22 protein-coding genes are annotated in these 24,354 nt (G+C 67.2%); 13 read left to right on the top strand and 9 right to left on the bottom strand.

Translation table 11 applies throughout. The features are described 5' to 3' along the window. Window positions 1–28: 28 nt before the first annotated feature. On the top strand, window positions 29–1,858 hold the full coding sequence (locus tag ACIRRA_RS33050) for a protein kinase (RefSeq protein ID WP_402776447.1): 1,830 nt from the start codon (window positions 29–31) through the stop codon (window positions 1,856–1,858). A gap of 9 nt (window positions 1,859–1,867) precedes the next feature. Here the strand turns inward: ACIRRA_RS33050 and ACIRRA_RS33045 are convergent, their stop codons facing one another. After that, on the bottom strand, window positions 1,868–2,659 hold the full coding sequence (locus ACIRRA_RS33045) for a TetR/AcrR family transcriptional regulator (RefSeq protein ID WP_402776446.1): 792 nt from the start codon (window positions 2,657–2,659) through the stop codon (window positions 1,868–1,870). A gap of 374 nt (window positions 2,660–3,033) precedes the next feature. On the opposite strand from ACIRRA_RS33045, the gene ACIRRA_RS33040 reads away from it, so the two are divergent. The 10 genes from ACIRRA_RS33040 (at window position 3,034) to ACIRRA_RS32995 (ending at window position 14,173) form a co-directional block, all read left to right on the top strand. Then, window positions 3,034–3,858: an alpha/beta fold hydrolase gene (locus tag ACIRRA_RS33040; protein ID WP_402776445.1), complete on the top strand. Its 825-nt coding sequence runs from the start codon at window positions 3,034–3,036 to the stop codon at window positions 3,856–3,858. Further along, complete coding sequence (locus ACIRRA_RS33035) at window positions 3,842–5,245, top strand: cytochrome P450 (RefSeq protein ID WP_402776444.1); 1,404 nt, start codon at window positions 3,842–3,844, stop codon at window positions 5,243–5,245. Before ACIRRA_RS33040 ends, ACIRRA_RS33035 begins: the two co-directional genes overlap by 17 nt. Continuing rightward, window positions 5,242–5,757: a nitroreductase/quinone reductase family protein gene (locus tag ACIRRA_RS33030; RefSeq protein ID WP_402776443.1), complete on the top strand. Its 516-nt coding sequence runs from the start codon at window positions 5,242–5,244 to the stop codon at window positions 5,755–5,757. The genes ACIRRA_RS33035 and ACIRRA_RS33030 overlap by 4 nt, the downstream gene beginning before the upstream one ends. Beyond that, on the top strand, window positions 5,754–7,223 hold the full coding sequence (locus ACIRRA_RS33025; protein WP_402776442.1) for a DHA2 family efflux MFS transporter permease subunit: 1,470 nt from the start codon (window positions 5,754–5,756) through the stop codon (window positions 7,221–7,223). Before ACIRRA_RS33030 ends, ACIRRA_RS33025 begins: the two co-directional genes overlap by 4 nt. 253 nt (window positions 7,224–7,476) lie before the next feature. Beyond that, window positions 7,477–7,671 carry a K(+)-transporting ATPase subunit F gene (gene kdpF, locus ACIRRA_RS33020; RefSeq protein ID WP_379421375.1) on the top strand — a complete coding sequence of 65 codons (195 nt, stop codon included), beginning with the start codon at window positions 7,477–7,479 and terminating at the stop codon, window positions 7,669–7,671. After that, complete coding sequence (kdpA, locus tag ACIRRA_RS33015) at window positions 7,672–9,348, top strand: potassium-transporting ATPase subunit KdpA (protein ID WP_402776440.1); 1,677 nt, start codon at window positions 7,672–7,674, stop codon at window positions 9,346–9,348. It abuts the gene before it with no gap. Then, window positions 9,345–11,495 (top strand): potassium-transporting ATPase subunit KdpB, encoded by a 2,151-nt coding sequence (gene kdpB, locus ACIRRA_RS33010; protein WP_402776437.1) that lies wholly within the window; start codon window positions 9,345–9,347, stop codon window positions 11,493–11,495. Before kdpA ends, kdpB begins: the two co-directional genes overlap by 4 nt. Further along, window positions 11,495–12,442: a potassium-transporting ATPase subunit C gene (locus ACIRRA_RS33005; protein ID WP_402776434.1), complete on the top strand. Its 948-nt coding sequence runs from the start codon at window positions 11,495–11,497 to the stop codon at window positions 12,440–12,442. The genes kdpB and ACIRRA_RS33005 overlap by 1 nt, the downstream gene beginning before the upstream one ends. Before the next feature lie 446 nt (window positions 12,443–12,888). Then, window positions 12,889–13,224 (top strand): MarR family transcriptional regulator, encoded by a 336-nt coding sequence (locus ACIRRA_RS33000; RefSeq protein WP_402776431.1) that lies wholly within the window; start codon window positions 12,889–12,891, stop codon window positions 13,222–13,224. A gap of 136 nt (window positions 13,225–13,360) precedes the next feature. Beyond that, window positions 13,361–14,173 carry an alpha/beta fold hydrolase gene (locus ACIRRA_RS32995; protein ID WP_402776429.1) on the top strand — a complete coding sequence of 271 codons (813 nt, stop codon included), beginning with the start codon at window positions 13,361–13,363 and terminating at the stop codon, window positions 14,171–14,173. A 245-nt stretch (window positions 14,174–14,418) separates the two neighbouring features. On the opposite strand, the gene ACIRRA_RS32990 is transcribed toward ACIRRA_RS32995, so the two are convergent. The 5 genes from ACIRRA_RS32990 to ACIRRA_RS32970 all read right to left on the bottom strand — a co-directional run bounded on the left by ACIRRA_RS32990 (window position 14,419) and on the right by ACIRRA_RS32970 (window position 19,843). After that, on the bottom strand, window positions 14,419–16,569 hold the full coding sequence (locus tag ACIRRA_RS32990) for an acyltransferase family protein (protein WP_402776426.1): 2,151 nt from the start codon (window positions 16,567–16,569) through the stop codon (window positions 14,419–14,421). Between the two features lie 83 nt (window positions 16,570–16,652). Further along, window positions 16,653–17,942 (bottom strand): SLC13 family permease, encoded by a 1,290-nt coding sequence (locus ACIRRA_RS32985; protein WP_402776423.1) that lies wholly within the window; start codon window positions 17,940–17,942, stop codon window positions 16,653–16,655. Between the two features lie 19 nt (window positions 17,943–17,961). Continuing rightward, window positions 17,962–18,405: a CBS domain-containing protein gene (locus ACIRRA_RS32980; protein WP_402776420.1), complete on the bottom strand. Its 444-nt coding sequence runs from the start codon at window positions 18,403–18,405 to the stop codon at window positions 17,962–17,964. A 178-nt stretch (window positions 18,406–18,583) separates the two neighbouring features. Then, on the bottom strand, window positions 18,584–19,339 hold the full coding sequence (locus ACIRRA_RS32975; protein ID WP_402776417.1) for a metallophosphoesterase: 756 nt from the start codon (window positions 19,337–19,339) through the stop codon (window positions 18,584–18,586). A 63-nt stretch (window positions 19,340–19,402) separates the two neighbouring features. Continuing rightward, window positions 19,403–19,843: a carboxymuconolactone decarboxylase family protein gene (locus tag ACIRRA_RS32970; RefSeq protein ID WP_402776414.1), complete on the bottom strand. Its 441-nt coding sequence runs from the start codon at window positions 19,841–19,843 to the stop codon at window positions 19,403–19,405. Between the two features lie 229 nt (window positions 19,844–20,072). Here ACIRRA_RS32970 and ACIRRA_RS32965 point away from each other — a divergent pair, with 229 nt between their 5' ends. Continuing rightward, window positions 20,073–20,252, top strand: a complete 180-nt coding sequence (locus tag ACIRRA_RS32965; RefSeq protein WP_356997725.1) for a hypothetical protein — start codon at window positions 20,073–20,075, stop codon at window positions 20,250–20,252. 111 nt (window positions 20,253–20,363) lie between these two features. On the opposite strand, the gene ACIRRA_RS32960 is transcribed toward ACIRRA_RS32965, so the two are convergent. Continuing rightward, window positions 20,364–21,488 carry an acyl-CoA dehydrogenase family protein gene (locus tag ACIRRA_RS32960; protein ID WP_402776411.1) on the bottom strand — a complete coding sequence of 375 codons (1,125 nt, stop codon included), beginning with the start codon at window positions 21,486–21,488 and terminating at the stop codon, window positions 20,364–20,366. A gap of 2 nt (window positions 21,489–21,490) precedes the next feature. Beyond that, window positions 21,491–22,723, bottom strand: coding sequence for an acyl-CoA dehydrogenase family protein (locus ACIRRA_RS32955; RefSeq protein WP_402776409.1), 1,233 nt, complete (start codon window positions 22,721–22,723; stop codon window positions 21,491–21,493). Between the two features lie 171 nt (window positions 22,724–22,894). On the opposite strand from ACIRRA_RS32955, the gene ACIRRA_RS32950 reads away from it, so the two are divergent. Continuing rightward, window positions 22,895–23,323, top strand: a complete 429-nt coding sequence (locus ACIRRA_RS32950; RefSeq protein ID WP_402776407.1) for a DUF1707 domain-containing protein — start codon at window positions 22,895–22,897, stop codon at window positions 23,321–23,323. Window positions 23,324–23,384: 61 nt separating this feature from the next. Here the strand turns inward: ACIRRA_RS32950 and ACIRRA_RS32945 are convergent, their stop codons facing one another. Beyond that, window positions 23,385–24,323, bottom strand: coding sequence for a MerR family transcriptional regulator (locus tag ACIRRA_RS32945; protein ID WP_402776404.1), 939 nt, complete (start codon window positions 24,321–24,323; stop codon window positions 23,385–23,387). Window positions 24,324–24,354: the final 31 nt, after the last annotated feature.

Here is a 24,354-nt window from a genome sequence, read left to right as displayed (position 1 = left end):
GCAGTGGGGGAACCCTAAGCTGTCGTCCGTGAATTCCGGGCGGGCAATGGTCGACGGGCGTTTCGAGTTGATCGAACCACTCGGCAGCGGCGGCATGGGCACGGTGTGGCGCGCCTACGACATCGCGCTGCACCGCGAGGTGGCGTTGAAAGAGGTGCGGGCCGAAGGCGATGCGGGCTCCGCGGAAGTACAGCGGGAGCGGGTGCTGCGCGAGGCACGCGCGCTGGCGCGCATCACGCACCCGAATGTGGTTGCCATCCACCACATCGTGGACACGCCCGTCGAGAAGCATCCGTGGATCGTCATGGAACTGGTCGCGGGCGGCTCGCTCGCCGACCGGATGGACGAGGGGCCGATGTCGCCGGGGCAGGCCGCCGGGGTCGGTCGTGGCATCCTGGCCGGTCTCCGCGCCGCGCACGCGGTGGGTGTCCTGCACCGGGACGTGAAGCCCCCGAATGTGTTGCTGCGCACCGACGGTTCCCCCGTCCTCACCGATTTCGGCATCGCCGCCGTCAACGACCTCACCGGCCTCACCTCCACCGGCAGCGTCGTCGGCTCGCTCCCGTACGTCGCCCCCGAACGCCTCCAGGGCCACGAGGGCAACCCCGCCTCCGACCTCTGGTCCCTCGGCCTGGTCCTCTTCGCCGCCGTCGAGGGCTACCAGCCCATGCGCCGCGACACCGACGTCGCCACCCTCGCCGCTGTCCTGATGGGCGTGGTCCCATCCCCACGCCAGGCCGGCGCGCTGACCCCGGTCCTGCAAGCCCTCCTGGTCCCCAACCCCGGCCACCGCCCGCCGGCCGACCAGGTCGACCAGATGCTCGCCCAGGTCACCCAGGACTTCACGCCGCCGGTCCAAGGCTTCACGTCGTCGCCCCAGGACTTCACGCCGCCGGTCCAAGGCTTCACGTCGTCGCCCCAGGACTTCACGCCGCCGGCTCAGGGCTTCACGTCGTCGCCCCAGGACTTCACGCCGCCGCCCCATTTCCAGGGATTCTCGACGACGTCCGGACCCCAGAACTCGCCGTCGTCGCAGGGCTTCCCGGCAATGCCCCCGCCCCAGGGGTTTCCGACCGCACCGCAGCAGCCGGGCTTCGCGACCACTTCACCGTCGACGGGATACCCGACAGTCCAGCAGCCCCACGGATTCACCGCATCCCAGCCGTTTCCACCTGTCTCGCCGATCCCCGTTCCTGCTGCGCCGCAACGCAATTCGCGCCCCTGGATGCTCGCCGGTGTCGGTGTCGTCCTGGCTGTCGCCGCGGTCGCCGCCATTGCCCTGTGGCCTTCCTCCTCCGGTGGCGGCCAAGGCCTCTCGGGGCAGCCGAACGTCCCCACTCAACCCACCGGCATCCCGCTGAGCGGCGTCATCCCGCCCACCGTCATCGCCCCCACCACCGCCAAGGGCGACGCGACCACCGACCTGCTCACTCCCGACGGCGTCCGCAAGGCCGTCGCCGCCCTCGAAAAGGTCACCGGCGGCAAACAATTCACCGAAACCACGATCTACCCGACCTACATCGGCACGGGCGCCCCGGTCCAGGGCCAGCCCAAGCTCTACGACAAGTTCTCCTACCGCAACGGGACCGCCAAGCGCGACGGCGCCGGCAGCGAGCTGACCGAGCCCACCATCGACCTCGGCTCCATCAACTGGGACCTTCTCCCCGCCCTGCTGACCGCGGCCGCTCAGCAACTCAACGTCCCCAACCCCACCAGCCGCTACATCATCGTCAACCCCGCCTGGACCTTCAACGACGATCAGCCCAGCCTGCTGGTCTACCTCTCGGACGACTACGGCGGCGCCTACCTGGCGGCCGGCCTCGACGGCACCATCGTCAAGACCTACCCCCGCAATTGAGCCCGCCGTTCAGGCCACGGTCGAGGCCGGCCCGGCCAGCCGGGTCCGTTCCCGGTGCGCTTTCTGGCGGCAGGCCGGGGAGCAGTAGCGGGCGCGGCGGCCGATGCCCGAGCGGGAGAGCGCGGAACCGCAGGTGTGGCAGGCGTCATCGGCTCGATCGACTGCGGCCCGGTCGCGCCCGCCGGAGATGGCATCGAGGGTGGCGGTCGAATTCCGGTCGGCCCGAAGAGAATCCAGGATCAGCGCCGCAGTGCGGCCGATGGGAGCGGTCTGCCCCGGCAGGCGCTGAGCGGCCGTGCATGCGGTGAAGATGCCGAGCACATCGGCCACCGAGATGTCGGCGCGCACTGCGCCGTGGTGCTGGGCGGCGGCCAGCAGCAGGGTCAGGCCCTGATGAAAGCGCATGCCCGCCCCGTGCACGCGGGCGCGCGGCCAGCCGTCGCCCAGTGTCAGCAGATCGCAGGGCGTCTCCTCGGTGGGTGCGGAGGCGACGACCTCGACACAGAAATCGAAGAACGCCACACCGGGATCGCGATGTTTGAGATGATCTGCGGCCAGAGCGTTGAGTCGTTCGATCCGTTGCTCGAGAACCGCTTCCAGCAGTCCAGCCTTGGTTGGGAAGCAGCGGTAGACGGTCCCCGCGCCCACCCCCGCCCGGCGGGCGATCTCGGCCAGCGACACCGAGGCGCCTTGCTCCGCGAAGGCTTGCTGGGCGGCATCCAGGATGCGGGCGTACGTGGCTCGCGCCTCGGCACGCGGGGCGAGACGCGGCACGGTCGCGGTGCGGATCGGTCGAGGCATCGTTCGTGCTGGACTCTCTGGTTATCGAAGGTCTTGCGTCTTCGATGTTCTCACGCGTCACGTGGTGCGGCCACACAAGGCGCAGTGCGTTTCGGCTATCACGCCGGGGGCGTTACGAATTCGGTGTTTCGTTACGCCATGTGTCCGGGTGGCCGTTCCTTTCATAACGCCGAGACTCTTCTCCTGTACGCCAGATGACCTGCGCCATCGATGAATTCACCCCATGTATACAGAGCCCGCGGTAACGATCCGCACGCAGTGAACTTTCGGCAGTACCGGTCGGCCCGTATGGTTCGAAACGGGTTGATAAACCTCAAGTTCCAAGAATGGGGGTCGATATGGATCCTGGAGCATGTGAATCCTGGACTATCGAAATGCCGGACGGTGTCGGCACGAAAGTGGAAATATTGCGCGCGGCGGAGGCCTACGCACCGGTCGTCATGGTGTGGCCCGGCATCGGGGCCCGCGGTGCGCAATATCGGCAATTCGCAAGTGAATTGCGGGAGCGCGGCTGCACGGTTGTCGTCGGCGAACTGCACGGGCAGGGCGAATCCCGCCCGGAGCCGCCGCGGACGAGCCGGTACGGCATGCATGCCCAGGTGGTGAATGACTATCACCTGGTCGCCGAGTTCGTGCGCAGGCAGTTCCCGGCATCGTCGCTCTACGTCCTCGGGCACAGCTTCGGCGGGCAGCTCGCGGCCTGTTATGCGGCGCGGGAGAAGAACATTGCGGGTCTGGTGCTGATCGCCTCGGGCACGGCCCCGGTCGATCAAATGCAGAACGTGAGCGTGCTGCGCACCGTGGTCACCAAGATCATCCTCGGGCTGGTCGGCCTGATCGGGCTGGTCCCGCGCACCACACTGCTCGGCGCGCCCACCCGCGGTCTGGTGCTGGACATCGTGCGCATCGCCAAAACCGGGCGTTACGAACTCGGTGGCACCGATTACGACTACGAGGCCGGTATGGCCGACAGCGAGACACCCATGCTCGCCATCACTTTCACCGGGGATCGCAATGTCCCCGCCTGGCAGACCGAAGTCCTGCTGAGCAAATTCCGTAGCGCGGCCATCGGTCGCCGGATCATCGATGAAGGACTCGGGCACTTTTCCTGGAGAAAACAACCACGCACTGTCGCTGCCGCTGTCGCCAGCTTTGTTCGTGACATCGAGAATGGTGGAGCAGATGACCAGTGTCAATGAATGCCCCGTCGCGCACGATATAGCGGCGGAGGACCTCTCGGCCGGGGAATCCCGGCCGATTCCCGGTCGGCGCGACCGTATCGGTGTGCTCACCGCGATTGATTTCCAGCGCAATGGAATTCTGGAGATCATCGAGCGCATGTGGCGCGAGTACGGAGACATCTCCGAACTCCGGGTGGCCGACAAGCGCATCGTGGTGCTGGCGCATCCCGAGCACGCGCGCGCCGTGAACGTCGAGCGGATGGAGAACTACACCAAGGGCCCCAGCTACGACGGCGCGCGCACGCTGCTGATCGGCGACGGCCTGGTGACCAGCGTCGGCAAGGAGTGGAAGACGCAGCGAAAGCTGCTGTCTCCCTTCTTCACTCCCAAGGCGGTACGCGGGTACGCGCCGCTGATGATGGAGGACGCCGAATGGTTCACGCGCCGTTGGGAATCCCGCGCAGGCAGCCACGAGCCGATCGAAATGCTCTCGGAGATGGCCGCTCTCACCGCGTCCATCATTCTCAAGAGCCTGTTCAGCACCACCGCTCAGGACGTCCGGGAGCAGCTGCAGGACGCGGTCGAGACGATGATCCAGTACACCTCCGGCCGCCAGCTCAACCGGTTCCGCCCGCCGGAGTGGGTGCCGACTCCGGCGCGCCGCGAATACGAGATCGCCCGGGATCGGCTCGACGAGTTCGTGCTGCGAGTGATCACCGAACGCCGCAAGCTGCCCGCCGACCAGCGCCCCGCGGACCTGCTGTCGCAGATCATGTCGAGCGAATCCACGCTCAGTGACAAGCTTTTGCGCGATCAGTGCGTCACCATGCTGATCGCCGGGCACGAGAGCACCGCGCGCACCCTCGCCTTCGTCTGGTACGTCCTGGCCACCAACCCGGAGGTGGCGGCGAACCTGCACGACGAGATCGACGGACTGCCGCAGGATATTTCGCTCGAGGACCTGAAGGACGCGCCGTACACGCTCGGCGTGATCAAGGAGACGCTGCGGCTGTACCCGCCCGCTCCCATCTATCTGCGCGATGTGGTGGCCGATGATCGATTCGGCCCCTACACCGTGAAAGCCGGTTCGACGGTGCTCGTCGCGCCGTACTTCACCCATCGGCATCGTGACTTCTGGGAGAACCCGGAGAAGTTCGATCCGCAGCGCTGGGCCGATGACGCCGAGTACCGCATGCACCCCTACGCCTATCACCCGTTCGCCGGTGGTTCCCGGGTGTGCATCGGAAAGAGCTTCACGTTCATGGAAACCCACCTGCTGGTGATCCTGCTGGCCCGCCGGTTCGCGCCGGTGACGGTGCCGAACTATCGGCCGCGCTGGCGGATGCGCGGTGTGCTGGGGCCCGACAACGGCCTGCCGATGATGATGAGGGCGCGTGCGAAATGAGAATCACTCCCTTCTGGCTGAACACCCGTGCCTACTCGCGCATTCTGAAGGTCGTCACCAGGCTCAACACCTGGATCTATATCAAGACCGACGGCCGTCGGGCCGCGCAGTGGAACTTCTTCGGCAGCTTCCGCAAAGACCCGCTGCCCATCGCCGTGCTGACGACCGTCGGGCGCAAGTCGGGGGCGCCGCGGACGGTCGCGGTGGTGTATCTGCCGCTCGATGACGACCGCATCGCTTTCGCAGCCTCGCACTGCGGGCAGGAGTCGCTGCCGAACTGGTTCCGCAATATTCAGCGGAACCCGGATGTCACCGTGCAGATCGCCGGCCGGAAGGTCGAGACCTGGGCCAGGATCCTCGAGCCCGGCTCCGAGGAGCGCGCGCGGACCTGGTCGCTGCTGGCCCGGAAGAACCGCGAGTTCGCCTGGATGCAGCGATGGGCCGAACGTGAAGTGCCGGTGCTCATCTGCGATCTGAATCCGGCACGAGTACAAGGAGTGGGAATCGTATGACCGCCCAGACCGAACGGAGCCCCTGGACCACTCTGGGGGCACTGTGTTTCGGGTTCTTCATGCTGCTGGTCGACATGACCATCGTGGCGGTGGCCAATCCGGCGATCATGGCCGAGTTGCACACGGGCGTATCGACTGTCGTGTGGGTGACCAGCGCCTATCTGCTCGCCTATGCGGTGCCGCTGCTGGTCACCGGCAGGCTGGGTGACCAGTTCGGTCCGAAAACCGTCTACCTGGCCGGGCTCACCGTGTTCACGCTCGCCTCGCTGGGGTGTGGCCTGTCCAGCAGCATCGGCATGCTGATCGTGGCGCGGGCCGTGCAGGGCGTCGGCGCGGCCTTGATGACGCCGCAGACCATGGCGGTGATCACGCGAATCTTCCCGCCCGACAAGCGCGGTGCGGCCATGGGCGCGTGGGGCTCGGTGGCGGGCGTGGCCTCGCTGGTGGGCCCGATCATCGGCGGCATTCTGGTGGACGGGCTGGGCTGGAAGTGGATCTTCCTGGTGAATGTGCCCATCGGCGTGGTGGCGTTCGTGCTGGCGGTGTTGTTCGTGCCGGCGCTGCCGACCCATCGCCACCGGTTCGATCTGCCGTCGGTGGCCCTGAGTGTGGCGGGAATGTTCCTGGTGGTCTTCGGGATTCAGCAGGGCAATACCGATGATTGGTCGGGGCGGATCTGGCTGTGCATCGGGGCGGGACTGGTCCTGCTGGTGGCCTTCCTGGCGGTCCAGGCGCGCAATGCGGGCGAGCCGCTGGTGCCGCTGTCGCTGTTCCGGGATCGGAACTTCGCGCTGAGCACGCTGGCCATGACCGCGATGGGCGTGGCCACCACCGGGATGATGCTGCCGGGGTACTTCTATCTCGAGAACGTGCGCGGGATGAAGCCGACCCAGGCCGCGACGGTGTGGATCGTCATGGCCTTCCTGACCGCACTGTTCTCCCCGATCGTCGGCAAGCTGGTGGACCGGGTGCACCCCCGCGTGGTCCCGGTGGCGGGCTTCGCCGGATTCGCCATCGGCATCGCCTGGTTCGGGCTGGTGATGAAACCGGAGACGCCACTGTGGCAGTTGCTGCTGCCGCTGGTGTGCATGGGTATCTCCAACGCCTGCGTCTGGTCGCCGCTCGCGGCCATCGCCACCTACGGGCTGCCCATGCATCAGGCCGGGGTCGGCGCGGGCGTATACAACACCGCCCGGCAGGTGGGCCTGGTGCTCGGTAGCGCGGGCATCGGCGCACTGATTCCGGCTCGGCTTGCCGCGCACGGCATTCCGTCGGTCGGCGAGGGCGCGAGCGGATCCCTCTCGGGCACAGTGCAATCCGCGTTCAGCGCAGCGCTGGCGCAGTCGATGGTGCTGCCTTCGGCGGTGCTGATCGTCGGTATCGCTGCGTGTTTGCTACTGGTGCATCGGACTCCCGCGCCATCCCCGGCGGCCGCGGCGCAGGAGACGGCGGACGCCCTGGGCTGACCCCCACTTCGCCTGCGCAATGCCCCCGGAGAGCATCGCTCTCCGGGGGCTTCGGCGCGTCCGGGTTTCGTTGAAATACCAGGTCCTGACGGTTTCTTGATGGCTTTGGGCGGTATGTCGACGACATCCTGCGACACGCGGGGAGACCCTGTAAGCGGAGCGTCAATGCGACCCGCTGGGACGCTAAGAAGGCGTAAAGGGCCTCGAAGTTGGGCTATCCGGGCGCTTGACTCACTCCGGCGCGTCTCAGGACGTGCCCGTAAGCAGAGAGGTTTCGAGACATGTCTGTCGTGGTGTTCACGGTGCTGACGGTGGCGATCTTCGCCCTGTTCGGCTTGATCCAACGCGGGGTGGAACGGCTGTGACGCAGAACATTATCGGTCTGGTCCTGGCCGTCGGTATCGCCATCTATCTGGTGGCGGCGCTGCTGTATCCGGAGAGGTTCTGAGTGAGCACGACAACAGCGGGGATCCTGTTCGCGGTATCCCTGGTCATCGCGCTGGCCGCGGTGCATGTGCCCCTGGGCGACTACATGTACCGGGTTTACAGCAGCGAGAAGCACTCCAAGGCCGAGAAGGGCATCTATCGACTGATCGGCGTGCAGCCGGGCGTCGAGATGACCTGGGCCGTCTACGCGCGCAGCGTGCTGGCCTTCTCGGCCATCAGCGTGCTGCTCCTGTTCTTCCTGCAGCTGATTCAGGGCAAACTGCCGTTGCACCTGAACGATCCGGGCACCAAGATGACCGCGGATCTGGCGTGGAACACCGCCATCAGCTTCGTCACGAACACGAACTGGCAGAACTATGCCGGTGAGTCGACGATGGGTCATGTCGTTCAGGCCGTGGGCCTGAGCGTGCAGAACTTCGTCTCGGCGGCCGTCGGTATGGCCGTGGCGGTCGCGCTGGTACGCGGCTTCGCCCGCCGCCGCAGCGGCGAACTCGGCAACTTCTGGGTGGATCTGGTGAGGGGAACCACCCGTATTCTGCTGCCGCTGTCGATCGTGTTCGCCATCGTGCTCGTCGCGGGCGGCGCCATCCAGAACCTGCACGTGTACGACCAGATCGCTCAGACGGTGGGCAACACCGGTTCGCAAACCCTGCCGGGCGGACCCGTTGCCAGCCAGGAAGCGATCAAGCTGCTCGGCACCAACGGCGGCGGTTTCTACAACGTGAACTCGGCGCACCCGTTCGAGAACCCGACCGCGTGGACCAACTGGCTCGAGATCTTCATGTTGCTGGTGATCAGCTTCTCGCTGCCGCGGACCTTCGGTCGCATGATCGGCTCCAAGAAGCAGGGTGTGGCCATCGCCGCCGTCATGGCGACCCTGGCCATCCTCAGTGTCACGGTGATGAACTTCTTCCAGCTGCAGCACCACGGCACCGTGCCGAGTGCCATCGGGGCGTCCATGGAGGGCGTGGAAACCCGCTTCGGCGTACCGGATTCGGCGACCTTCGCCACCGCGACCACGCTCACATCCACCGGTGCGGTGGACTCGGCGCACGACTCGTACACCAGCCTCGGCGGCATGATGACGATGTTCAACATGCAGCTCGGTGAGGTCGCGCCGGGTGGTACCGGTTCGGGGCTGTACGGCATGCTGATCCTGGCCGTGATCACGGTCTTCGTCGCCGGTCTGATGGTCGGCCGCACCCCGGAGTACCTGGGCAAGAAGATCAACCCGCGCGAAATCAAGCTGGCTGCTTCGTATTTCCTGGTGACGCCGCTGATCGCGCTGACCGGCACGGCCATCGCGATGGCACTGCCGGGCGAGCGAGCGGCCATGGCCAATTCGGGTCCACATGGGCTCTCGGAAGTGTTGTACGCCTTCACGTCCGCGGCCAACAACAATGGTTCGGCCTTCGCCGGTCTGTCCGGCAACACGGTGTGGTGGAACACCGCACTCGGCTTCGCCATGGTGTTCGGTCGCTTCGTCCCCATGATCTTCGTGCTGGCACTGGCCGGTTCGCTGGCGGCGCAGGGTCACACCCCCGCCTCCGAGGGCACGTTGCCGACACATCGGCCGCAGTTCGTCGGCATGGTCGCGGGCGTCACCATCATCCTGGTCGCGCTCACCTTCCTGCCGATGCTGGCGCTCGGCCCGCTCGCTGAAGGAATCCACTCATGAGCACTCCCACCATCGATTCTGCGCCGGTGAAAGCGGCGCCCGGCAAGCCGAAACGCGGTGTCTCGGCGGGGTTGTTCGACCCCAAGATGCTGGTGAAGTCCCTGCCGGACGCGGTCAAGAAGCTGGATCCGCGCATCATGTGGCGCAATCCCGTGATGCTGATCGTCGAGATCGGCGCGGTCTGGTCCACCATTCTCGCGCTGGTGCATCCGACGTTCTTCGCCTGGGCGATCGTCGTATGGCTCTGGCTGACAGTGATTTTCGCCAACCTGGCCGAAGCCGTGGCCGAGGGTCGCGGCAAGGCGCAGGCCGACACCCTGCGAAAGGCCAAGACCGACACCATCGCTCGCCGTCTGGTGAACTGGTCCCCGGGCGCACGGGTGGTCGAGGAGAAGGTCGCGGCCCCCGAGCTGCAGCGCGGCGACCACGTGGTCGTCGAGGCGGGCCAGGTCATTCCGGGTGACGGCGATGTCGTGGAAGGCATTGCCTCCGTGGACGAGTCGGCCATCACCGGTGAGTCCGCGCCGGTGATCCGCGAGTCCGGCGGTGACCGTTCCGCGGTCACCGGCGGCACCACGGTGCTGTCGGACCGGATCGTCGTCAAGATCACCCAGGAGCCGGGCGGCTCGTTCATCGACAAGATGATCGCGCTCGTCGAGGGCGCCTCGCGGCAGAAGACGCCGAACGAGATCGCGCTCAACATCCTGCTGGCCGCGCTGACGATCATCTTCGTCTTCGCGGTGGCGACCCTGCAGCCGCTGGCCATCTTCTCGAAGGTCAACAATCCGGGTGTGGGCGACAACCAGGCGCTCGACATCAACGGTGTCACCGGCATCGTGATGGTCTCGCTGCTGGTGTGTCTGATCCCGACCACCATCGGCGCGCTGCTGTCCGCCATCGGCATCGCCGGTATGGACCGTCTCGTGCAGCGCAATGTGCTGGCCATGTCGGGTCGTGCGGTCGAGGCCGCCGGCGACGTCAACACCCTGCTGCTGGACAAGACCGGCACCATCACCCTCGGTAACCGCCAGGCCTCGGACTTCGTGCCGATGCCGGGCGTCACCGCCGACGAATTGGCCGACGCCGCACAGCTTTCCAGCCTCGCGGACGAGACCCCCGAGGGTCGCTCCATCGTGGTGTACGCCAAGCAGGCGTACAACAAGCGGGAGCGCACCCCGGGCGAACTGGTCGGCGCCAGCTGGGTGGAGTTCACCGCCCAGACCCGTATGTCGGGTGTGGACCTGGCCGACGGCCACCAGCTGCGCAAGGGCGCGGCCTCGGCCGTGACCGAATGGGTCCGCTCCAATGGCGGCGAGATCCCGGAAGCGGTCGGCGTGACCGTCGACGGCATCTCCGCCTCCGGCGGCACCCCCCTGGTGGTCGCGGAGATCAAGGAGGGCACCGCCAAGCTGCTCGGCGTCATTCACCTGAAGGACGTCGTCAAGCAGGGCATGCGCGAGCGCTTCGACGAGATGCGCAAGATGGGCATCCGCACCGTCATGATCACCGGTGACAACCCGTTGACCGCCAAGGCGATCGCGGACGAGGCCGGTGTGGACGACTTCCTCGCGGAGGCGACTCCCGAGGACAAGCTGGCGCTCATCAAGAAGGAGCAGCAGGGCGGTCGCATGGTCGCGATGACCGGTGACGGCACCAACGACGCTCCCGCCCTGGCGCAGGCCGACGTGGGTGTGGCCATGAACACCGGTACTTCCGCCGCCAAGGAAGCCGGCAACATGGTCGACCTGGATTCCGACCCGACCAAGCTGATCGAGATCGTGGAGATCGGCAAGCAGTTGCTGATCACCCGTGGTGCGCTCACCACGTTCTCGATCGCCAACGACATCGCCAAGTACTTCGCGATCATTCCCGCGATGTTCGTGGTGCTGTTCCCGGGCCTGGACGTCCTGAACATCATGCGGCTGCACTCGCCGCAGTCGGCGATCCTGTCGGCGGTCATCTTCAACGCGCTCGTCATCGTGGGCCTGATCCCGCTGGCGCTGCGCGGTGTGAACTACCGTCCGTCGAGCGCGTCGAAACTGTTGAGCCGCAACCTGTACATCTACGGCCTCGGTGGCATCATCGCGCCGTTCATCGGGATCAAGCTCATCGACCTTGTCATTCAATTCTTCCCGGGGATGTCCTAATGCGTATGTCAGCCTGGATTCGGCAACACATCGCGGCGCTGCGCGCGCTGCTGGTGCTCACGGTGATCACCGGGCTCATCTACCCGGCCGTGGTTCTGGGTATCTCGCAGATACCCGGGCTGAAGGACAAGGCGGACGGTTCGCTGATCACCAAGGACGGAAAGCTGGTGGGCTCCAGCCTGATCGGGCAGGCGTTCACCGACGGTAAGGGCAATGCGCTGGTGCAGTACTTCCAGACGCGTCCGTCCAACTCTTCCCCGGCCCCCGACTCGACCACTGGTGTGAGCGCGATCCCGGACGGCTACGACCCGACCAACACCTCCTTCGGCAATATGGGCCCGGAGTCCGTGGTGGACAGTCTGGACGCCAGTGACCCCAAGAAGGACAAGCTGAGCCTGCTCAGCACCGTGTGCTCGCGCAGCGCGGCGGTCGGCCAGCTCGAGGGTGTGGACGGGAGCCGTCCGTACTGCACCTCCGGTGGCATCGGCTCGGTGCTGGCGGTCATGGGCGACCGTGACTCGCACGGTCTGGTCACCCACCCGACCCAGGTGATCAGCGTCAACGAAGCCTGCTCGACCGATCCGAAGAACCCGACCACGCCGTTCATGCAGGCGTACGAGGGCGTCAAGGTGGAGTGCGCCAAGCGTGGCGAGGACTACTCGGCCGGTCAGATCGTGCCGATCCGCGGCGACGCGTCTTCCGACACCCCGGTGCCGACCGACGCGGTGACCGCCTCGGGCTCCGGCCTGGACCCGCAGATCTCCCCGGAGTACGCGGCCATCCAGGTGGCGCGGGTTGCCAAGGCGCGCCACGTCTCCGAGGATCAGATCAAGGCCCTCGTGGATGCCCACAAGAGCGGCCGGGCCCTGGGCTTCATGGGTGAGCCCACGGTCAATGTCGTCGAGCTGAACTACGACCTGGACAGCAAGTACCCGTCCAAGGGCTGATCAGCCGACCCCTGGGGTCCGGTCGCTTCGCTCACGAAGGCGACCGGGCCCCTTTGGCATGCCGGCTACCGGTCCGGCGAACACGTGATGGGGTCGGGCAGCTCACCGCACGGGCGAGAACTGGGCCGCGGGTGGGCGCATGGCCGTCGGTGGTCACCGTCTCGACGCCGGAAGCCTTTGCCGCGTCGGAGTATTCGGTCCGTGCGGATTGGTGGCCGCGATGGTGCGGCAGGAGACGGCGATCGGCACAGGGGCTGGTTGTTGCCGAGCACCTGCGAGGCCCCGAATTCTGTCGTGTTACCGCGTCATCGGTAGCGCGTATGGATTCGGTAAAGAAGGCGGGCCGGGGCGAACGGGGGACGTCAAGATCGGGCGATCAGCCCGTCCGCTCAGCCTAGCGTCGGTGCCGACAAGGTTCCGTGGTCGAAAGGCGAGGCGTCGGTTCGATGGATAACCCAGCGGATGAGCTGTCCGCACTACGTGAGCTGGTGAATCACCGTGGCGTGGTGGAGTTGCTCGACCTCCTGGCCCGCGAGCCGCACACGGTGCGGCAATTGCGCGCCGAACTCGGCCTCCGCAGGCCCGGAGTATCGCGAGTCCTACGGCTCCTGGCGGCCTACGGCGTCGTCACCGCCGACCTCGTCGGCACCTGGGACGACCCCCTCGACATCGCCGGCCCCGTCCGCCTGACCGAAAGTGGCTGGCGCACCATCGAATTGCTCAGCAGCTTCGCGGTCTGGGAAGCGCTCTACCAGCACCCGCATTCGGCCCGCGACCGCTGATCATCAGCCGGGTCCGCGCAGCATCGGGCCCGGAATCGTCGTGTCAGCGCCCATGTCAGGTCCGTGTCAGGTGTCTGACAGCGGGGACGACGACAGTTGCCGACATCGCCCGAAGCGGATCAAGGAGCAACCTGTCATGACGAACAACAGCACTTCCCCGGCCACCTCGACCTGGACCGGCATGGTGACGGTGGAGGACACGGTCCTCGCGGTCACCGACACCGGCGGTAGCGGCGTTCCCGTCGTCTACCTGAACGGTTCCTATGCCACGCAGAAGAACTGGAAGAAGGTGATCGCCGATCTCGGTCCCGGGTTCCGGCACATCACCTTCGACGAGCGGGCGCGCGGCAAGTCGAAGACCTCGGCGGACTACTCGTTCGACGCCTGCGTGCGGGATGTCGATGCCGTGCTCGCGGCGCGGGGTGTGGAGCAGCGGCCGATTCTGGTGGGCTGGTCCTACGGCGCGCTGGTCGCGGTGCACTGGGCCGACCGGAACCCGGACCGCATCGCGGGCGTCGTATCGGCCGACGGCGCGATGCCCTGGGGCTTCACCGACGAGGAGAACCTGGAGCGGATCCGGGCGATGTTCCGCAAGATGGGGCCGATGATGCCGGTGCTGCGCCCGCTGGGTCTGGCCGCGCGGATGAGCGCCGAGCAGCACGCCGAGGTCAATGTCGAGCTCAACCAGCTCTGTGCCGCCCTCGCCCCGGTCCTGGAACGGCTGCGCTGCCCGGTCCGCTACGTCGTGGCCACCGGCGCCAATCTCGGTGCGGCCGAAGAGGAGATCGAAGCGGTGCGTGCCTCCCTGGAACCGCTGCTGGCGGTCAACCCGAACCTGACGGTCAGCGCGCGGGTCGCCAGCAATCACTCCAAGATCCTCGCCAAGGACTTCCACGCCGTCGCCGAAGCCATCCGCGACACGGCGGCGACTCTCCACCAGCTGAGCTGAGCAGAGCAATCCACCGGACACTCACCAGGTTTCATGACACCCATGCACTTTCCGGCATCCGGCAAGCGGGTCGGCCCGCTTGCCGCCTTCGGCGACCGTGCTGCTGCGCGGCCGGCCCGAAGACCTGCAGGCATTTCAGAAGGTCGCTCCCGATCTGGCCTGGGACCACACCGTGATCGCCATCGGCAAGACCGAAAGCGATGGCCTGATCGCGGCTTTCGGCAAGCCGATGCCCAGCGCCCGCGCTACCACCAGTCCAGGATGGGCTCGAGTTCGCGGGCGAGTTCGGGGGCCATGGACCGCGAATAGCTTGCGGTCAAATGGTGTTCGTCGTGGTAGATGAGGATGTTGCCCTCCACGACCGGGCAGATGTCGTGTTCGCAGACCGCGTCGTTGGGGTCGATCAGGTGCATGTTCGGGAAGGCGGCGGCGGGCACGGCGGCCGGGTTCTCCGGGCTGAGGGCCTCGGCACGCGGGATGCCGCAGCTGAGGCGATCGCCGCCGCCCGCCAGGCAGTCGATGGCGCGGTAGCGAATGCCGTTGCGGCGCAGCCACGGAGTGTCGCGGATGCCGATGATCTGGAGCCCGCGGTCGGAGAGCGCCGACCAGACGTCGACGTAGTCCTGCGGGGTCTCGTCGCCGCCATTGTCGCTGGGGCGGGTGGCGGTGGTGAAGACGTACTCGGGGCGCTCCACGCCGAGCCGGTCGATCACCTCGGACGACCAGTCGCGGCAGTCCGGGTTCTGCTGGCCCTTGTAGATGGGCTCCTCGGCGACCGTGAGCGGGCAGCCCATCTTCAAGTAGACGACGACCCGGAAACGGTACTGCTCGCCCAGGATCTGCAATGCCGGAACCCAGTGCTCGGCATGCGAATTGCCCACCACCGCGAGGGTGCGGTGCGCGTCGCGATCACCGTAGGTGCAGGTGACGACCGAGCGGGTGTCGAAGTCGGCGATGCAGCCGTCGCGCGTGGGGTAGGCGATATCGGCGGGGGCTTCCTCGGTGGTGGGGCGCATCGGGGCGCGCGGCACCAGCGCGTGATCGGTGAGGGCCTCCGCGCCCGGATATTTTGCGGGATCCAGCTCGCCGACCGCGTGCGCCTTCGCGCCCATGCTCCACTGCCAGGTGAGGGTCGAGCCGACCAGCAGCACCCCGACCGTGGACACCGCCACCCCGGCGAGCACGCGGCCGCGCGCGGGGGTCGCGGCGGGCCGCGAGCGCAGCCGCAGTGGCTCCTCGACCAGGTGATGGGTCACGAAGGCCAGCAGCAGCGAGATCAGGATGATGACCAGCCCGCCCAGCCACCCGGCCCGCCGCTGATGCAGTTCGCCCAGATAGAAGATGAGCATCGGCCAGTGCCACAGGTACAGCGCGTAGGCGAATCCGCCGAGTTGCACCACCGGCCAGGAAGCCAGCAGGCGATTCACCAGCGGTTGATCGGCGGTATCGCGGCCGGCACCCGCGAGAATCAGTGCGGCCGTGGCCAGGACCGGAATCAGCGCGGCCGGGCCGGGGAAGACCAGGGAGCCGTTCACCATCCAGCCACAGCAGGCGATGGCCGCGATTCCGGTCCACGCGAACACCTCCCGCGTCGGCCTGGGCAGCCGGATCAGCGGCGCGGCCAGGGCGAGCAGACCGCCGGCGAGGGGTTCCCAGGCGCGGGCGAAGGTGTCGTAGTAGTTCCAGCCCTGCTGGGTCGAAACGCCTTCGCCGGCATGGCGGAACGAGATGATGGCGGCGGCGGCGAATATCACCGCGAGCGTCAGCCGCAGCACACCGTCCTGTCCGGCGCGGCGCAGCAGAGGGTACTCGGCGGCCAGTTTCCATGCCCCCGCCCGAATCACGCGGCGCAGCACCCAGGCCACGCCGGCGACGGTCAGTAGCAGCGCGAGATACATCTGCCCCTGCACCGACATCGACCACAGGTGCTGCAGCGGGCTCACCGAGGGGTCCGCGGCCAGATAGTCCGACCAGGACAGCGCCAGATACCAGTTCTGGTAGTAGAACAGCGAGGCCAGCGTCTGGCCCGCGATATTCGACCAGCGGGTGTGGGGGAGCAGCACCACCGTGGCGACGACCACCGCGGCCAGCACCACCACCATGGCGGGCAGCAGCCGGCGCAGCGTGCGCCGGATGGTGGTCAGGATACCCACCGATCCGCTGTCGGCGCGGCGCACCAGCATGCCGGTGAAGAAGAAGCCGGACAGCACCAGGAACACGTCCACACCGCCGGATACGCGTCCGGCCCAGATGTGGAAGGCGACGACCAGTGCGATAGCTACGCCACGCAATCCGTCCAGATCGAGGCGGTAGGTCCCGGGCCTGGCGGGGGCGCCCGGCGCGTCCTGTCGGTCGCTGCCCGGCGAGGTCGGGTGATCGGTGCTGGATATGGACATGGCGGCTGCCATTGTCGGTCAGGGGTCGCGGAAATTACCAATCGCCACACAGAAGGGGTCCGTGTCGTGCCCTTTGTCGCAGGTCAGGCGAATACGAAATAGCGCAGCCACAGATATGGCGCGGCCACCGTAATCGTGACCGTAGTCACCAGAATGCCCTTCCGGGTGAATTCCCAGAACGAGATCGGCTGGTCCGAGCGCCGCGCGATCCCGAGCATCACCACATTCGCGCTGGCCCCGACTGCTGTGAGATTGCCACCGAAATCCGCGCCCAGCGTCAGCGCCCACCACAGGGCGTTCGCCCGGGCCGGGTGATCGATGTGCTCCACCAGCTGGGCCACCAGCGGACTCATGGTCGCCACGTACGGGATGTTGTCGATGACACCCGACAGCACGGCCGAGACCACCAGTATCAGCATGGTTGCCACGAGCGCGTCACCGCCGGTGAGTTCGGTGGCGAATTTCGCCAAGCGCGCGATCACACCGGTTTTCACCAGCGCCCCGATCATCACGAACAGACCGGCGAAGAACAGCAGCGTCTCCCATTCCACCGCGGATAGGTAATCCTGTTGCGGCAGACCGGAAATCAGCACCAGTGCGCCCGCGCCGAGCAATGCCACCAGCGACGGTTCGAGGTGGAAGATCGGGTGGCCGAAGAATCCCGCGAACACGGCGGCGAGCACGATTCCGCACTTGATCAGCAGCTTCGGATCGCGAATCGCCTCGCGCTCGTTCAACTGCATGATGTCGGCGGCGCGTTCGGGATCGACGTCGAAGGAGCCCTTGAACAGGCGCGGCAGCAGCAGGGTGAACACGGCCAGCGTGATCAGCACGATCGGTGTCAGATTCAGGAAGAAGTCGTTGAACGACAGCCCGGCCCGGCTGCCGATGATGATGTTGGGCGGGTCGCCGATGAGGGTCGCCGCGCCGCCGATATTGGAGGCCAGCACCTCGGCGATGAGGAAGGGCGCCGGCGGCACCTCGAGGCGCTCGCACACCAGCAGGGTGACCGGGGCGATGAGCAGCACGGTGGTCACATTGTCCAGGAAGCCGGACGCGGTGGCGGTGATGAGCACCAGCAGGATCATCACCCGCAGCGCGGATCCCTTGGCGCGCTTGGCCGCCCAGATGGCGACGTACTCGAAGATGCCGGTCTGCCGCAGTACCCCGACGATGATCATCATGCCGAGTAGCAGGTAGATGACATTCCAGTCGATGCCGGTCTCGTGTGAGTAGAAGACGTCGTCGGAGTCGAGGATGCCGATGCCTATGACGACGCCCCCGCCGACCAGCGCCGCAATGGTCTTGTGCACCCGCTCCGATGCGACGAGCACATACGCGACGACGAAGACGGCAATGGCGACCGCGGTCACGAGGGCCGCCCCGGCGGGCTCAGTTCGCCAGCGCCACCTCGAGCAGCCGCGCGGACGTGATCACGCCGAGCAGCGTCTTGCCGTCCTGCACGGCCACCAGCGGCGACTTGTACTTCGCCATCAGCGCGGCCACCTCGACGATATTGTCGTCGGCCTTCGCCGCCGGAATCTTGGTGAGCCGCTCCGGAATCACATCTCGAACCTTCTTGCCCCGCAACCGCTTCACCACCTGCCCGCACATGGACTCGTTCAGCACCCCCGCCAGCGACGGATCGTCCTGCACGTACTTCGGCACGATGAACAGCACCACCTGCGACGCCGGCAGCACCGAATGCGGCTCCCCCTTGGCATCGGTCACCAGAATCCCGGGTAGTCGATGCTCGGCCAGTAACTTCGCCGCGTCGATCGCGTCGGAGTCCAGATCGATCACGGGATAGTCCTCGGCCATCTGAGCGGCATGCATATGTGCAGGATACGACGAAGAGCCGAGCGTTCACCGCAGCAGAATACGTCAAGATCGAAAATGGCTGCCGCATCGAAACTCCCAGGTCGGACCGGTGCAGCCCGAGGTTTCGGACCGGCCGACCAGACTTCCCGGCACACCTTGGGTAGAGATTTCGTAAACGGTACCGCGAACGGGTTTACCTGTCGCCCGGGTGTGTCAGCTCGTACACCCGGCAGGCCGTGCGGATGACCGGATAGGAGACATTGCGGACCTCGACGCCGCCCGCGGTGCGGCCGAATTCGGTGCCGCCGTGGGCGTGGCCGTGGATGGCGAGGGCGGCGCCGGCCGCGTCCACCGCCTCGGCGAGATCGTGGCAGCCCAGGCCCGGGTAGATCTCCGGGGATTCGCCGGCCAGGGTGTCCACGACGGGGGAGAAGTGCATGAGGGCGATGCGGAAATCGGTGTCGAGGGATTCCAGAGCGGCGCGCAGGCGGGCGGCGTCGGCGGGACCGCGGCGGAAGCGGGTGCGGTGTTCGACGCTGCCCTCGGCGGGATTGCCCGGGTGGCCGGGAAGTCCGCCGCTGCCGCCCATGACCCCGGCGACGCCCAGGCGAATCCCATTGACGGGCAGGGTGATCGCGGTGCCGTCGAGCATGTGGACGCCGATCTCGCTGAGCCGCACCGAGATCCGGAAGCCGAGACGGCGGTCGTGATCGTGATTGCCCAGGACGGCGACCACCGGGACCGGCAGCTTCTCGATCTCGGCGCACAGCACGTCGGTATCGCGCAGGGTGCCGCCATTGGTCAGATCACCGGCCAGCAGCAGCACATCCGCGCGTTCACCCAGTTCCAGCAGGGCGGGCCGGAATCGGCCGCGCATGCTCTCGCGCATGTGCAGATCGCCCACTGCCGCGATCCGGACGCGTCCGGCATCGCTCTCGCCACGGCCCATACCGTCAGCCAGCCACAGAACCTTCCTGGCTGTCAACGTTATTCGGGCCGTGGCTGGTGCGGGCTACTCGCCCAGGGGCTCCAGCCGCAGTGGGACGCCGATCCGGTTCCACAGGTTGATCTGCGCCGTCACCGCCACCAGACCCGCCCGCTGGCCCTCGTCGAAGTGCTTCTCCACGCCCGCCCAGATCTCGTCGCTCACCCCGTGCGGGCCGAGTTGCGTTGCGGCCTCGGCGTATTCCAGCGCGGCCTGCTCGGCCGGGGTGAAGAGTTCGGACTCCCGCCAGGCGTTGAGGTGCCAGAGCCGTCGCTCGGTCTCGCCCTCCTTGCGTGCCTCGGTGGAGTGCATGTCAATGCAGAACAGGCAGCCGTTGAGCTGCGAGACCCGGATCTTGACCAGTTCCCGCACGGTGGCGTCCAGGGGTCCGCGACGGATCGCGGTCTCCGCGGCGATCCAGGCCTTGTAGACCTCGGGGGCCGCCTGCTGCATGGCCAATCGCGACATGGTGTCGTCCTTTCCTCCGGTTCGTTTCCACACCAGGGACGAGACAGGGCCCGGGGACGTGACGGGCGGGCCGCTGTGGCCTCGATCACACCAGCATGGTGCTGCTCGCGGCCGGAGTTGCCGGCGGGTTCCCGGGCGGCCTCCAAGTGGACCGGTCGGCTCGCTGGGTCTGGAGGGCGGCGTTTGCCGTAATTGTGCGAAATGCGGCGCGGCGGACAATAATCCGCACGTGGGAACAGTTCTGCTGATCGCGCTGGGTCTGCTGTGCTTCGTCACCGGACCCGCGTTGGCGCTGGTTATCGTGCTCGCCGTGCGAGGGTCGGCGCGGGGCGCCGCCGCCGCGCCCAGGTCCGGACACCGTGATGCCGGCCGGATACCCGTCGGCGTCGACCAGGGCCATCGCCGGTAACCGGACGCCACGGGGGCACCTGCGCGACGACCGGGTTCCGGTGGATCCCCAGGCGATTCACCGGAACCCGGCCGGACACCGGATCACCCCTGAACCGGTGCGCCGGAACCGCTACGGCCGCGTCATTGCGGCATAGCGGGCGATGTGCTGGTCGGTGGTGCCGAACTCGTACTGCACAGCGGTCAGGCGCTTGAAGAAGTGGCCGATGGCCAGCTCCTCGGTCATGCCCATGGCGCCGTGCAGCTGCACCGACTCCTGGCCGATGCGCCGGGCGGCGCGGCCGATGGTGGCCTTGGCGGCCGCGGCGGCGCGGGCCCGCTCGGGGCTGGGGGCGTCCAGTTTCAGTGTCACCAGATACGTTGCGGCCACGGCCTGTTCGAGCTCCAGCAGCATGTCCACCATGCGGTGCTGCAGCGCCTGGAAGCTGGCGATCGGCACGCCGAACTGCTGGCGCTGCTTGGTGTAGGCAACGGTGTCGGCGACGACCTTGCGCATGGCTCCGACCGCCTCCGCGCACACCGCCGCGATGGCCTCGTCCAGGGTGACGGCAATGGCCTCGCCCGCGTCCGCGAGCAGCAGGGCGTCGGCGGGCACGCGCAGGGCCCCGAAGGTCAGGTCCGCGGCCTGGCGCTCGTCGATGGTGCGGTACGGGTGCGCGGTGAGCCCGGTGGGCGGATGGGCGGCGTCGAAATCGACCACGAACAGTGCGATGCCGCCGTCCAGTCGCGCGGTCACCAGCAGGTGAGTGGCCAGCGGTGCGGAGGTCACCACCGTCTTCTCGCCGGTCAGCACCCAGTCGTCACCGTCGCGGACCGCGGTGGTCGCGACAGCGGTGTAGTCGTAGCCGGATTGCGGTTCCAGCGCGGCGAATCCGGTGACCACCTCGCCGGCGGCGATGCCCGTCAGCAGATCCTCGGCCCGCTTGCCGTCGGCGCGCCGCAGCAGGCCGCCGCCCACCACCACGGTGTCCACGTATGGTTCCAGCACCAGTGCCGCGCCCAGCGCCTCGGCGATGATCATGGTCTCGACCGGGCCGCCCCCGATGCCGCCCACCGACTCCGGCAGGCTCGCCCCGAGGATCCCGACCTCCTCGGCCAGCCCGCGCCACACCTCCGGCTGCCAGCCGGCCCCGGTGCGCGCCGCCGCGCGGCTGGGCTCGAGCGGATAGCGCGCCGCGAGGAACTCGGTGACCGTGTCGCGGAGCAGTTCTTGTTCGGCGGTGAAGGAGAAGTCCATGGCTACAGTCCCAGGGTGGCTTTGGCGATGATGTTGCGCTGAATCTCGTTGCTGCCGGCGTAGATCGAGCCGGCGCGGTCGTTGAAGTACCGCAGCGGGGCGACCGCCTGCCAGTCCGCGCCCGCGACGAAACCGTCGGCGGGCGGGGTGAAATCGGCGATCGGGCCGCCCGGCATGGTGGCGTGCGGCTGATAGGCGCGCCCGCGCGGACCGGCCGCCTCCAGCGCGAGCTCGGTGAGCGCCTGGCTCAGCTCGGTGCCCAGGATCTTGATGGTGGATGCGGCCGGCCCCGGGTCCTTGCCGCTGGAAACCAGTGCGAGGGTGCGGTATTCGAGGATCTCCAGCACGTCCGCGCGCAGGCGGGCGTCGGCCAGCTTGGCGGCGAAGGCGGGGTCGTCGATGAGCGCGCCGCCGTTCGGGGCGACCTGCTCCGTGGCCGCCTGGGCGAGCTCCTCGGCCATGACCTGCAGGGCCGGGGCCGCCGCGCCGCCGCCGCGCTCGAAGTTGAGCAGGTACTTGGCGACGGTCCAGCCGTCGTCGATGGCGCCCAGCACGTTCGCCTGCGGCACCCGCACCTGGTCGAAGTACACCTGGTTCTGCACCTGCTCGCCGGAGGTCATGACCAGCGGGCGGATCTCGATGCCCGGGGTGCGCATGTCGATGAGCACGAAGGTGATGCCCTGCTGCTTCTTGGCCTGCCGGGAGGTGCGGACCAGGGCGAAGATCCAGTTGGCCTCGGTGGCGTGCGTGGTCCAGATCTTGGAGCCGGTGACGACCAGGTCCTCGCCGTCGGGTACCGCGGCCATGGTCAGCGAGGCCAGGTCCGAGCCCGCCTCGGGCTCCGAATAGCCCTGGCAGAAGAAGACGTCGCCGGTGAGGATGCGGGGCAGGAAGAAGTCCTTCTGCTCCGGGGTGCCGAAGGCCATGATGGCGTGCGAGACCATGCGAATTCCCATGGGGGACAGGTTCGGTGCGCCGGCCAGGGTGCATTCGCGGCCGAAGATGTAGTGCTGGGTCAGGCTCCAGTCGCAGCCGCCGTACCTGACCGGCCATGCCGGGGCGGCCCAGCCGCGCTCGTGCAGGATGGCCTGCCACTGCATGCTGGCTTCGTGGTCCGGGTAGACGCTGGTCGCCAACCGTCCGGCGCGGCGAAGATCGTCGGTTAACTTTTCGTCGAGGAATCTGCGCACTTCATCACGAAATGCCAGATCGGCAGCCGACCAGTCGAGGTCCACGATGACTCCTTGTCCGAGAACTGTCACTAACCATCTCATCGCATCGCCCCTGCTGGCAAATGTGCTGTCACCTGCCTTCACTTTAATTCCTTGACATTCCATTGTGGAGGTTTATCCTGGACTTATGTTCCACTGTGGAACATAAGGTAGCGTCCGATCGAGAGGATCGACATGGACATCACCACCGGCACCCGCGCCTCCGACGCCGAGCGCGCCCAGATCGCCGATATCCTCGGCCGCCACCTCTCCGACGGCCGCCTCGACATGGCCGAATACAACGAGCGCCTCACCCGCGTCTACGCCACGGCCACCCGCGAAGACCTCCAGCTGGTCCTCCAGGACCTGCCCAAACTGCCCAAGATCGTTGCGGCCCAGTCCGTCTCCCGTACCCGCTTCCCCATCTGGCAGCGGATCGAAGGCAGCGCCTGGCTCGGCGTCAGCCTCCTCTGCCTGGTCATCTGGGCCGCAATCTCCCTCGCCGCAGGCGAATTCACCTACCCCTGGCCCATCTGGGTCATCGCCCCCTGGGGCGCAGTCCTCGCCTTCCGAATCCTCATGGGCTGGGAATCCGCCGCCTGGAACCGCTATCGCACCCACTGACCCCGAGTGCTCGTCAGGGCCTGGCATCGTCGGAACAAACCGACCGAGGTCGCCGACCCGACTACCGGGAGAGTTGGGTGCGGAGCGCGGTGGCGAACCAGTCGAAGGTTGGGATCAGGTCAGGAAGTGGGGGCCAGGCGTTGATGGTGGCCACCAGGCGCCAATAGTGTTCTACGCGTGGGTCGTTGGCGATCTCGAGGCGGTTCAGGATCCACTCGCGGAGATCGCGGTCGTCGGGTTTGGTGAAGGTTTCGGCGTAGCGGGCTGTCAGGGTGTCGATGACGGGGGCTGCCGCGGGGCTTTCGGGGGCGATGTCCTCGGTGAGGGCACGGCCGACCTCGGCGCGGACTGCTTCGGTGAGGTCGTGGTGCAGGCCGGTGTCGTCGCCTGCGGCCCGTTCCCTGGCCTGATACTCCGCCATACGGCGGACCGCGGCTCGAAATTCCTTGTCCTGCACCAGTTCCACCAGGTCCATCCAGGCGCCGACCTGGTCGGGGGTGGGGTCGTCGGGGAGCTCCGGCATGGTGGAACGGAGCAGTTCCAGGACGGCGGGGTTGCCGTCCACGGCGCCGAAGGTGTCGTCGACGAAGTCGTGAATGATGCGGGCACGTTCGGCTTCGGACAGTTGCACCAGTTTGTGCATGAATCCCATCTCCTTGTCGTTCGATCCCCGGTTGGCCACCGCGCGGAGCACCGCGCGCCGGAGCCGCAGTACGCGGATCTGTACGTCCACCGCCTCGGCGTGCGCGTTCGCGACCTCGGTCAGAGAGGTTTCGCGGGACAGCACGCGCCGCACGGTCGCCAGGTCCATGCCCAGTTCGCGCAGGGTGCGTACCAGTTCCAGGCGCGCCACGGCCTCGATGTCGTACAGCCGGTAGCCGCCGGGGCTGTACATGGTCGCCGGAACGATCCCCTTATCGGAGTAGAACCGAATGGTCTTGACCGTCAGGCCGGTGCGTTCGGCCAGCGCCCCGATCGTGTAGAGCGTTTCGTCGTCCATGCGTCAACCTTGGTGCTTCCCCTTGGTGGAG

Origin of the sequence: Nocardia sp. NPDC101769 (genome assembly GCF_044766925.1) — a bacterium.
GTDB lineage: Bacteria > Actinomycetota > Actinomycetes > Mycobacteriales > Mycobacteriaceae > Nocardia.
Note: the sequence above shows the minus strand (reverse complement) of the source record. Positions and strands in the feature narration are given on the sequence as shown.